At 59.6% G+C, this 10,584-nt stretch carries 9 protein-coding genes; 6 read left to right on the top strand and 3 right to left on the bottom strand.

Going from position 1 to position 10,584, the window contains the following annotated elements:
- The 4 genes from rho to ACIOWE_RS05605 form a co-directional block, all read left to right on the top strand.
- The coding region (gene rho / locus ACIOWE_RS05590) for a transcription termination factor Rho (RefSeq protein ID WP_401388371.1) at positions 1-1,228 on the top strand (1,228 nt) is incomplete at its 5' end.
- A gap of 139 nt (positions 1,229-1,367) precedes the next feature.
- Positions 1,368-3,323 carry an acyltransferase family protein gene (locus tag ACIOWE_RS05595; protein ID WP_401388374.1) on the top strand — a complete coding sequence of 652 codons (1,956 nt, stop codon included), beginning with the start codon at positions 1,368-1,370 and terminating at the stop codon, positions 3,321-3,323.
- 80 nt (positions 3,324-3,403) lie between these two features.
- On the top strand, positions 3,404-4,870 hold the full coding sequence (gene ubiD / locus ACIOWE_RS05600; RefSeq protein WP_034151998.1) for a 4-hydroxy-3-polyprenylbenzoate decarboxylase: 1,467 nt from the start codon (positions 3,404-3,406) through the stop codon (positions 4,868-4,870).
- The gene (locus tag ACIOWE_RS05605) at positions 4,870-5,838 is read left to right on the top strand and encodes a CDP-6-deoxy-delta-3,4-glucoseen reductase (protein ID WP_401388377.1); all 969 of its coding nucleotides are present in this window, start codon (positions 4,870-4,872) and stop codon (positions 5,836-5,838) included. The genes ubiD and ACIOWE_RS05605 overlap by 1 nt, the downstream gene beginning before the upstream one ends.
- A 22-nt stretch (positions 5,839-5,860) precedes the next feature.
- Here the strand turns inward: ACIOWE_RS05605 and ACIOWE_RS05610 are convergent, their stop codons facing one another.
- The gene (locus tag ACIOWE_RS05610; protein WP_401388380.1) at positions 5,861-6,334 is read right to left on the bottom strand and encodes a sn-glycerol-3-phosphate transporter; all 474 of its coding nucleotides are present in this window, start codon (positions 6,332-6,334) and stop codon (positions 5,861-5,863) included.
- A gap of 353 nt (positions 6,335-6,687) precedes the next feature.
- Between ACIOWE_RS05610 and ACIOWE_RS05615 the strand changes: the two genes are divergently transcribed.
- The gene (locus ACIOWE_RS05615) at positions 6,688-7,356 is read left to right on the top strand and encodes a gamma-glutamylcyclotransferase (protein ID WP_401388382.1); all 669 of its coding nucleotides are present in this window, start codon (positions 6,688-6,690) and stop codon (positions 7,354-7,356) included.
- Here the strand turns inward: ACIOWE_RS05615 and glpT are convergent.
- Positions 7,332-8,681, bottom strand: a complete 1,350-nt coding sequence (gene glpT, locus ACIOWE_RS05620) for a glycerol-3-phosphate transporter (RefSeq protein WP_401388385.1) — start codon at positions 8,679-8,681, stop codon at positions 7,332-7,334. The two genes, ACIOWE_RS05615 and glpT, sit on opposite strands and share 25 nt — an antisense overlap.
- 225 nt (positions 8,682-8,906) lie before the next feature.
- Here glpT and ACIOWE_RS05625 point away from each other — a divergent pair, with 225 nt between their 5' ends.
- Positions 8,907-9,536 (top strand): flagellar basal body-associated protein FliL, encoded by a 630-nt coding sequence (locus ACIOWE_RS05625; RefSeq protein WP_401388388.1) that lies wholly within the window; start codon positions 8,907-8,909, stop codon positions 9,534-9,536.
- 3 nt (positions 9,537-9,539) lie between these two features.
- Here ACIOWE_RS05625 and ACIOWE_RS05630 read toward each other — a convergent pair whose 3' ends face one another.
- Positions 9,540-10,517: an NADPH:quinone oxidoreductase family protein gene (locus ACIOWE_RS05630; RefSeq protein WP_401388391.1), complete on the bottom strand. Its 978-nt coding sequence runs from the start codon at positions 10,515-10,517 to the stop codon at positions 9,540-9,542.
- Positions 10,518-10,584 lie beyond the last annotated feature (67 nt).

Below are 10,584 nucleotides of genomic sequence, written 5' to 3' on the forward strand. Positions count from 1 at the left end.
CGTGGTGTGCGTGGTGTCCCGCGGTGTGCTCTCCCGACCCCGGGTTAGTCCCCCGCCGATTTTCGGTTTGTTTGCCCCCCTGCTGAAAAAGCACGCTAAAAGCGGCGAGGAAATCTCCGGTGATGGCGTGCTGGAGATTCTCCAGGACGGCTTCGGCTTCCTGCGCTCCGCTGACGCTTCCTACCTGGCCGGCCCTGACGATATCTACGTTTCGCCAAGCCAGATCCGCCGTTTCAACTTGCGCACCGGTGACACCATCGTTGGCAAGATCCGCCCTCCGAAGGAAGGCGAGCGGTATTTCGCCCTGCTCAAGGTCGACACGATCAACTTCGATCGTCCGGAGAACGCGAAAAACAAGATTCTCTTCGAGAACCTGACTCCGCTGTTCCCGACCGTGCGCATGAAGATGGAAGCCGGTAACGGTTCCACCGAAGACTTGACCGGTCGCGTGATCGACCTGTGCGCCCCGATTGGCAAAGGCCAGCGTGGTCTGATCGTGGCACCGCCGAAAGCCGGTAAAACGATCATGCTGCAAAACATCGCAGCGAACATCGCCCGTAACAACCCTGAAGTTCATCTGATCGTGCTGCTGATCGACGAGCGTCCGGAAGAAGTAACCGAAATGCAGCGCACCGTGCGCGGCGAAGTGGTTGCCTCGACCTTTGACGAGCCGCCGACCCGTCACGTACAGGTTGCCGAAATGGTGATCGAGAAGGCCAAACGCCTGGTCGAACACAAGAAAGACGTGGTGATCCTGCTCGACTCCATTACCCGTCTGGCCCGTGCCTACAACACCGTGATCCCGAGCTCCGGCAAGGTACTGACCGGTGGTGTCGATGCCCACGCCCTGGAGAAGCCAAAGCGTTTCTTCGGTGCTGCGCGTAACATCGAAGAAGGCGGCTCGCTGACCATTATCGCCACCGCGCTGGTTGAAACCGGCTCGAAGATGGACGAAGTGATCTACGAAGAGTTCAAGGGTACCGGCAACATGGAGCTGCCTCTGGATCGCAAGATCGCCGAGAAGCGCGTCTTCCCGGCCATCAACATCAACCGTTCCGGCACCCGCCGCGAAGAGTTGCTGACCGCCGACGACGAACTGCAGCGCATGTGGATTCTGCGCAAGCTGCTGCACCCGATGGACGAAGTGGCTGCCATCGAGTTCCTGGTCGACAAGCTGAAAACGACCAAGACCAACGACGAGTTCTTCTTGTCGATGAAGCGCAAGTAATACGAAACACGTTTAAAAAGGAGCGCCCGAAAGGGCGCTTTTTTTTGCACTGGTGTATTTGTATCTAGATTGAAATTTTCCCGGCTGGTAAGTTGCGCCCTCTCCTTGGACGATGTATCCAGAACTGGAAAGGGTTTTCATGCACACGTTTGGCAATCGCCGTGATATCGACGGATTACGGGCTCTGGCGGTTATTCCCGTTGTACTTTTTCATTTCGGATTCAGTACATTCAGCGGCGGTTTTGTCGGCGTTGACGTGTTCTTCGTCATTTCCGGTTTCCTGATCACCGGTATTCTGTTTCGGGAAATCAGCGCGCAGCGTTTCAGCTTCATTGATTTCTGGGCCCGTCGGGCCCGGCGCATCATTCCGGCACTGACAGTGGTCATGGTAGTCACGCTGGCGTTGGGCTGGTTGTTGCTGACAGCAAAAGACTATTCCGAACTGGGACGAACGGTGCGCTATCAGTCGCTGTTCATCTCCAACATTCTGTTCATGCGCGAAGACGGCTACTTCCAGCCGGCTTCAGACCTGAAACCGCTGCTGCACACCTGGTCGCTGGCGGTGGAAGAGCAGTACTACATTTTCTTCCCGTTGCTGATGGCCTTGCTGGTCCGTTATGTACGTCATTGGCGCTGGATGCTGTTTGCGGTACTGCTGGTGTCGTTCGGCTTGAACATTCACTACATCGAACACAAGCCGGAATTCACCTTCTTCTCGCTGCCAACCCGGGCCTGGGAGCTGTTGTGCGGCGCAATGCTCGCGGTGACGCCGGCGCCGAAACAGCCCGTGCGGCCGTGGCTGTACCAGATTGTCGGTCTCGCCGGGCTGACAGCCGTGCTGTTCGCGGTGTTCACTTTTGACAAGTCCACCGTATTCCCTGGCTGGGCGGCCCTGCTGCCGGTGTTGGGGACGACGGCGCTGATCTGGTCGGGTGCACAAGGTGCGAGCTGGACGGCGCGACTGTTGAGTCTGCGCGTGCTGGTCTGGGTCGGTTTGCTCTCTTACTCGCTTTACCTGTGGCACTGGCCGGTCTATGTCTACGCCAATGCCATTTCGATCGACGGCATTCAGCCTGTGGAGGCCATCGGCTGGATCGCTCTGGCGTTGGGCCTTGCGTGGCTGAGCCTGCGCTATGTCGAGTTGCCGTTCCGGGAAAAGCGCCTGCTGGCTTCGCGCAATGCAGTGTTGGCCGGTGCGGTGGCGACCATCGCTGTGTTGGTGGCGACAGGGTCGGCAATCCGTTCGGCCGATGGTGTACCTCAGCGTCTGACCGGCAAGGCACTGGAATACGCACAGTCCCGTGAATGGCGGGCCGGGCAGATGAAATGCATGTTGGTCACCCAGGACAAATCGCTGGACAAGGCCTGTCTGGTCGGTGGCAATGAAGATGTCCCGGCCACTCAACTGATCTGGGGCGACAGCCACACCGCCGCGTTGCTTCCGGCCATCGAGAGCAATGCCCGTCGCGAAGGGCGCCCGGTCTGGCTGTATAGCATGAGCGCCTGCCCGCCGATTCTCAGTGATGATCCGCGCCAACGCTGCAAGGATTTCAACGAGCAGACCATGGAGCGCGTGCGCAGCCTGGGGATCAAGGATGTGGTGCTGGCGTCCAACTGGAGTCTGTACATGTATGGCCGCGAAGACGGCGACAAAAAGGTTCTGCTCAATCCCGCTGACGATACCGCCCAGGCCGAACAGCGTATGGCTGTGGCGCTCAAGGCGCGAGTGGCAGCGCTGAGAGAGGCGGGTGTGCAAGTCTGGCTGTTCAAGGAAGTGCCGCTGCAACGCAAAGGCATCATCAATCGCCTGACCAGCCTTGCACGGATCGGTCGTTCGGCCGAAGGTCTCGGGCGTCCTCTTGAGGAACATCTGGCGCGGCAGCATTTCATCAGCGGCTTGTTCGAGTCCATGAGCGCTGCCGATCCGGGTGTGCATGTGATTGATCCGACACCGATGATGTGTGCGGGCGGCGTCTGCAGCATCGAGGTCAACGGTCATTCGCAGTACCGGGACGAAGATCACCTGTCGGACGCCGGCAGCGCCCGACTGAGCCCGCTGTTTGCGCCGTTGCTGCTGGGTGTGAGCCACAATTGAGCGATGCCGGGCGCTGACGGGCTGCTGTTTGCCCGTCAGAGCAGGTAGGATGTATGCCTATTTTGAGGGTGCCATCGTCAATGAAATTCAAGGATCTTCGGGATTTCGTGCAGCAGCTTGAGCAGCGCGGAGAGTTGAAACGCATCCAGATTCCCGTCTCGCCGGTGCTGGAAATGACCGAGGTGTGCGACCGCACGCTACGGGCCAAGGGCCCGGCGCTGCTGTTCGAAAAACCGACCGGTTACGACATTCCGGTGCTCGGCAACCTGTTCGGCACCCCCGAGCGGGTCGCGATGGGCATGGGCGCCGAGTCGGTCAGCGAGCTGCGCGAAATCGGCAAGCTGCTGGCTTTCCTCAAGGAGCCGGAGCCGCCGAAGGGCTTGAAAGACGCGTGGTCGAAACTGCCGATCTTCCGCAAGATCATCTCGATGGCGCCAAAAGTCGTCAAAGACGCGGTGTGCCAGGAAGTGGTCATCGAAGGCGACGACGTCGACCTGGCGATGCTGCCAGTGCAGACCTGCTGGCCTGGCGACGTCGGTCCGCTGATCACCTGGGGGCTGACCGTCACCAAAGGCCCGAACAAGGAACGCCAGAACCTCGGCATCTACCGTCAGCAAGTGATCGGCCGCAACAAGGTGATCATGCGCTGGCTCAGCCACCGTGGCGGCGCGCTGGACTATCGCGAATGGTGCGAGAAGCATCCCGGCCAACCGTTCCCGGTGTCCGTGGCCCTTGGCGCGGACCCGGCAACTATTCTCGGCGCCGTGACCCCGGTGCCGGACAGCCTTTCCGAATATGCCTTCGCCGGCCTGCTGCGCGGTAACCGCACCGAGCTGGTCAAGTGCCGAGGCAACGACCTGCAAGTGCCGGCCACCGCCGAGATCATCCTCGAAGGCGTGATTCATCCGGGCGAAATGGCCGACGAAGGCCCGTACGGCGACCACACCGGTTACTACAACGAAGTCGACAGCTTTCCGGTATTCACTGTCGAGCGCATCACCCACCGGATCAAGCCGATCTACCACAGCACCTACACCGGCCGTCCGCCGGATGAACCGGCGATCCTCGGTGTGGCGCTCAACGAAGTGTTCGTGCCGATCCTGCAGAAGCAGTTCCCGGAGATCACCGACTTCTACCTGCCGCCGGAAGGCTGCTCGTACCGCATGGCCATCGTGACCATGAAGAAGTCGTATCCAGGGCATGCCAAGCGCGTGATGCTCGGTGTCTGGTCGTTTTTGCGACAGTTCATGTACACCAAGTTCGTTATCGTCACCGACGACGACATCAACGCCCGGGACTGGAACGACGTGATCTGGGCCATCACCACGCGCATGGACCCCAAGCGTGACACGGTGATGATCGATAACACGCCGATCGACTACCTCGACTTCGCCTCGCCGATTTCCGGCCTGGGTTCGAAAATGGGCCTCGATGCCACCCACAAGTGGCCGGGCGAAACCACTCGCGAGTGGGGCCGCGTGATCGTCAAGGACGACGCCGTCACCCAACGGATCGATGCCATCTGGAATCAGTTAGGAATAGATTGATGCGTGTAACCCTGCAGCCCTCCGGAGCGGTGCTTGAGATACGGCCCGGCGAGCGGATTCTTGATGGTGCGCGGCGCCTGGGCTACGAATGCCCGCAAAGCTGCCGCAACGGCAATTGTCATGTGTGTGCGGCGCTGCTGGTCGAAGGCCGCGTCGAGCAGGCCGGAAAGGTGCATGACCACGGCGAGTTCTACACTTGCATAGCCGAGCCGCTGGAAGACTGCATCCTGCTGTGGGATGGCGTGCTCGCGTTGGGAGAACTGCCGGTGCGCAGCCTGTCGTGTCAGGTCATCGAATGCCGGGACGTCGGCGGCGACACCTGGCGTGTGCGCCTGCGTGCGCCGGCCGGCAAGCCGCCGCGTTATCACGCCGGGCAGTATTTGATGATCGAGCGCGAGAATGGCGAGAAGTCGGCGTTCTCCATGGCGTCGGCCCCACACGGCGGGCGCGATCTGGAAATTCACGTGCTGGCGCGCGAAGCCAGTGCGTTGAGCTTGATTGAGCAGTTGCAACGCAACGCGATGGTGCGCGTCGAACTGCCGTTCGGCGACACCCATCTGGCCGAATTGCCCGACGGGCCGCTGGTGCTGATCGCCGCGGGTACTGGCATGGGCCAGATCCACAGCCTGATCGAGCATTGCCGCGCCAACGGCTTCAAACACCCGGTGCATCTGTATTGGGGCGTGCGTCGTCCGGAAGACTTCTATCAGATCGAACATTGGGACGAATGGCTGAGGTTGCCGAATCTGTTTCTGCACAAAGTCGTCAGCGACCAGTGCGGCTGGGAAGGGCGCTGCGGAATGCTGCACGAAGCCGTATGTGAGGACTTCCCCGATCTGAAACCTTTGCATGTCTATGCCAGCGGCTCGCCGGCCATGGTCTACGGTACGCTGGACGCCTTGGTCGAAGCGGGGATGGATGCGCATCAGATGCGCGCAGACGTCTTTGCCTACGCGCCGCGCTCTTGAGCCGCGCTCTTGAGCCTCGTTCCTAGAAACGCAGGCCGGTAGTCACCATCGCCGCATTGGCGCCGAGAAACACCAGCTCGGCGGCCAATGAGCCATAGTGAGTACCGACGGACGGAATGATCACCGGCGCAACGCCGTAGCGGTTCAGCGGAATCTTGTCCTTGTAATCACCGCGATAGCCCTGCAACAGCCCTCCCGTGAGTTTCAGATAGACCGGATACTCGCTGCTGTCATAGCGCTTGCCGACATAGGCGTAGTTCGAACGCTGGCGGAACGAGTTGCGAAAAGTTGCTCCGCCAAATACCCAGCCGGAAGCCTGGTTGCGTTCGATACCGATCAAATCCTGATGATTATTGTGGTCAGGGTCAGGCGAGTAATGTCGGGTGTAGACACTGGTTTGTGCATACCAGAAGCCCTTGTCTTGCGTGTCTTCCACTGCCAACGCCTGGCCGGCCTGAGTCATCAGCAGTGCACTCAGCAGTCTTGGGATTTTCATTGTACAGCCTCGGTTTAACGGGATGGCTTGCGCCAGAGGAAGGCCGTTATACGTAGGCGTTCAGCGACGGAAAAGAAAGAAAGTCCGATATTTTAGTAGGAAGTTTCCTGCGCCTTCATGAACGAAACCTGAACAAGCGAAGGCTTATGCATATTTCATTCGGGTATTTAAGATATTTCTGCAATGGTATTAGGCTATATAAAACTGATAGCCGGGGCTGAATATCCCGAATTAGCGCTGTCGGGCATGTCATACATCCTTTAGCACTTTTCGTTTTAGAGTTACTGCTATATGTTCTATCAGGCGAATTGTGCTTACATCTTGTAATACTTGCGGGGCCGAACACTTCCGTCATGACAGCCATTGAATCTGCTTTTGTGAATCTGGCTTACCCTCCGCGGCTCGATCTGGGGCCGCAGTTGACCCACGAACAACTTCTCGTCTCGATGCAGTCGACCATGGCGCGCCACAAGGGCGGTCCCGTGTGGCTGTTCGCTTACGGTTCGCTGATCTGGCGCCCGGAATGTTCGGCGGTGGAGCGGGTGCGTGGGCGCGTGCATGGCTACCATCGCGGCTTGTACCTGTGGTCGCACGAGCATCGCGGCACGCCGGAAATGCCGGGTCTGGTATTCGGTCTGGATCGTGGCGGTTCGTGCAGCGGCTTCGCCTATCGGCTGCCGGAAGACAATCTTGACGCTGCGCTGTACGCCTTGTGGAAACGCGAGATGCCGGTGCCGTCCTATCGGCCACACTGGCTCAATTGCCGACTCGAAGATGGCACTCAGGTACAGGCGTTGGGATTTGTTCTGGAGCGACACCTGCCCAGCTATGCCGGCAACCTGCCGGATCACGTGCTGAGCCAGGTGTTCGAGAGCGCTTGCGGGCGTTACGGCACTACTCGCGATTATGTCGAGCAGACCGCCCACGCCCTGCGCAGTCACGCCATGCCAGACCGAAATCTGGAGGCGCGACTCAAGCGCTGTAAATCACAGGCCGATCAAGCGACCGCTTCACGGCTCTGACTGGCGACTTGCTTGTGCCACAGGGTCGGGGCCAGGAAGGCCATCGACAGCAGGCAAGCGCTCACCAGCAGGACAAAACCACCGTCCCAGCCGAAGTGGTCCACGGTGTAGCCCATCGCTGCGCTGGCCGCGACCGAACCACCCAGATAACCGAACAGGCCGGTAAAGCCCGCAGCCGTACCGGCGGCTTTCTTCGGTGCCAGTTCCAGCGCTTGCAGGCCGATCAGCATCACCGGGCCGTAGATCAGGAAACCGATCGAGAACAGCGCGATCATGTCGACGGTCGGGTTGCCGGCCGGGTTCAGCCAGTAAACCAGGGTCGCCACGGTCACCAACGCCATGAACACCATGCCGGTCAGGCCACGATTGCCACGGAAGATCTTGTCGGACATCCAGCCGCACAGTAGCGTGCCCGGAATCCCCGCCCACTCGTAGAAGAAATAGGCCCACGAGGTTTTATCCACGGTGAAACCCTTGGCTTCCTTGAGGTAAGTCGGTGCCCAGTCCAGCACGCCGTAGCGCAGCAGGTAGACGAAGACGTTGGCCATGGCGATGTACCAGAGCATTTTGTTGCGCAGCACGTATTTGACGAAGATCTCTTTCGCGCTGAATTCGTCTTCGTGGCTGGCGTCGTAGCCTTCCGGGTAGTCGTTCTTGTACTTCTCGATTGGCGGCAGGCCCACCGATTGCGGGGTGTCGCGCATGGTGATGAAGGCAAACACCGCCACGCCCAGTGCCACAGCGGCCGGTACGTAGAACGCCGCGTGCCAGTCGTTGAACAGGCCCATGCCGATCAGGAACAGCGGGCCGATCAGGCCGCCGCCGACGTTATGCGCCACGTTCCACACCGACACCACGCCGCCGCGTTCCTTCTGCGACCACCAGTGCACCATGGTCCGTCCGCTCGGCGGCCAGCCCATACCCTGCGCCCAGCCGTTGATGAACAGCAGAATGAACATCATGGTCACGCTGGACGTCGCCCAAGGCGCGAAACCGAAAATGAACATCACGCCGGCCGAGACCAGCAAGCCGAATGGCAGGAAGTAACGCGGGTTGGAGCGGTCGGACACCAGGCCCATGAGGAATTTCGACAAGCCGTAGGCGATTGCAATCGCCGACATCGCCAGGCCCAGATCACCGCGGCTGTAGCCTTCGTCGATCAGGTACGGCATGGCCAGGGAGAAGTTTTTGCGCAGCAGGTAATAACCCGCGTAGCCAAAGAAAATACCGGCGAAGATCTGCCAGCGCAGGCGTCGGTAAGTGCTGTCTATTTTTTCTTCAGGCAAAGGAGCCTGATGTGCGGCAGGACGAAAGAAAGCAAACATTCAAGAGCTCCAAATTTCTTGTTTTGACTGCGGATGCGAATGTTACAGTTTCGTTACCGAAAATAGCACCGGTTCGCATTGACCAAACAGCGGAAATAGTGGAATTCGCGTGTTCCTTTACGAACCTGTCGCTCAGCTGTAAGAACAGGGCGTTTTTGTCGCGATAGACGTCGGCTGTCATAGACTCCTGATCAGCGACTCCGACTGATTCAACCGAGATAAATGATGGCCCTGAAGTTTCGTATGTTGCTGCCCAGATTGCTGGCAGCGGCCGTAATCGCCGTGTCCGTTCTGGCACTGAGTTACGCCCAGGATTCTGCGGCACCGGGGTTGCGCAATGTCACGGTGTTGATCGTGCGTCATGCGGAAAAACCTGAGGTTGGCAGGGAGCTCAATGCTCGTGGCGAACAGCGCGCCGCAGCTTACGCGGACTATTTCGCCTCTTTGAAGCTGGATGGCCAGACGCTCACGCCGCAGCGTCTGATCGCTACCGCCGACAGTGCCGAAAGCATCCGGCCCCGGCAGACACTGATCCCATTGTCCCAGCGCCTGCAACTGCCGATCGAACAACCTTATACCAATGGCGACTACGACAAACTGGTCGCTCAGTTGCGCAAGAGTAATCAGGCGCAAACAGTGCTGATCGCCTGGCATCACGGGCACATCAATAAGTTGATTGCAGCGTTCGGCGGCGATGGTCCAGCGCTGATCGGCCAGCCGAAATGGCCGGTGGATGTTTACGACTGGCTGATTGTTCTGCGCTTTGATGACAAGGGGCAGTTGATCCAGTCGCGTAGTCAGAAGGTTCAGGAACATCTGATGCCGGGCGACATTGCAGAGTCGCCCGGCAACTAGGCGTCAGCGCACCTGCACCACTACCTTGCCCACAGCCTTGCGCTGGCCAAGATCATTGATCGCCTGTGTCGCATTGCTTAGCGGATAAACCTGCGATACCAGCGGTTTCAACTTGCCCTCGGCAAACCAGCCGAACAATTGCTGGAAGTTCGCCGCGTTGTCCTGTGGCTGGCGTTGGGCGAACGAGCCCCAGAACACCCCGAGCACTGCCGCGCCTTTGAGCAGCGCAAGGTTGACTGGCAGTTCGGGAATGCGCCCGCTGGCGAAACCGACCACCAGCAGACGGCCGTTCCAGGCGATGGCGCGGATGGCCTGGTCGAACAGATCGCCACCGACCGGATCGTAAATCACGTCGGCACCCTGGCCGTCGGTGAGGCGTTTGATTTCGTCCTTGAGGCTGGTTTCGCTGTAGTTGATCAGTTCATCGGCGCCGGCCGCTTTGGCGACTGCCAGTTTCTCGGCGCTGCTGGCGGCGGCGATCACGCGAGCGCCCATGGCTTTGCCGATCTCCACGGCAGCGAGGCCGACACCGCCGGAGGCACCGAGCACCAGCAGGGTTTCGCCCGGTTGCAGATGGGCGCGTTGCTTGAGCGCGTGCATCGAGGTGCCATAGGTCATGCTGAAGGCAGCGGCGGTGTTGAAGTCCATCGACGGCGGAATCGGCAGTACGTTATAGCCCGGCACTGCAACCTGTTCGGCGAAGCTGCCCCAGCCGGTCAGCGCCATGACCCGGTCGCCGACCTTGAGATGACTGACCTTTTCGCCGACTTCGCGGACCACGCCAGCGGCCTCTCCGCCCGGGGAGAACGGGAAGGGTGGTTTGAACTGGTACTTACCCTCGATGATCAGCGTGTCCGGGAAGTTGACCCCGGCGGCGTGCACGTCCAGCAGGATTTCGTTCTTTTTCGCGACAGGGCTGGCGACGTCTTCCAGCACCAGCGATTCGGCAGGGCCGAAGGCTTTGCACAGCACGGCTTTCATCAGGGCTATTCCTTTGGGAGTGATGGCCGATAAGTGTAGGTGTGTCAGTCAACGGGTCAACGAGCAT

The organism is Pseudomonas sp. NPDC087598, from assembly GCF_044743525.1.
Lineage (GTDB): Bacteria > Pseudomonadota > Gammaproteobacteria > Pseudomonadales > Pseudomonadaceae > Aquipseudomonas.

Coding starts and splice junctions, on each gene's coding strand:
- ACIOWE_RS05595 (WP_401388374.1), top strand. CDS start 1,368: ATGCACACGTTTGGCAATCGCCGTGATATCGACGGATTACGGGCTCTG.
- ubiD (WP_034151998.1), top strand. CDS start 3,404: ATGAAATTCAAGGATCTTCGGGATTTCGTGCAGCAGCTTGAGCAGCGC.
- ACIOWE_RS05605 (WP_401388377.1), top strand. CDS start 4,870: ATGCGTGTAACCCTGCAGCCCTCCGGAGCGGTGCTTGAGATACGGCCC.
- ACIOWE_RS05610 (WP_401388380.1), bottom strand. CDS start 6,334: ATGAAAATCCCAAGACTGCTGAGTGCACTGCTGATGACTCAGGCCGGC.
- ACIOWE_RS05615 (WP_401388382.1), top strand. CDS start 6,688: ATGACAGCCATTGAATCTGCTTTTGTGAATCTGGCTTACCCTCCGCGG.
- glpT (WP_401388385.1), bottom strand. CDS start 8,681: ATGTTTGCTTTCTTTCGTCCTGCCGCACATCAGGCTCCTTTGCCTGAA.
- ACIOWE_RS05625 (WP_401388388.1), top strand. CDS start 8,907: ATGGCCCTGAAGTTTCGTATGTTGCTGCCCAGATTGCTGGCAGCGGCC.
- ACIOWE_RS05630 (WP_401388391.1), bottom strand. CDS start 10,517: ATGAAAGCCGTGCTGTGCAAAGCCTTCGGCCCTGCCGAATCGCTGGTG.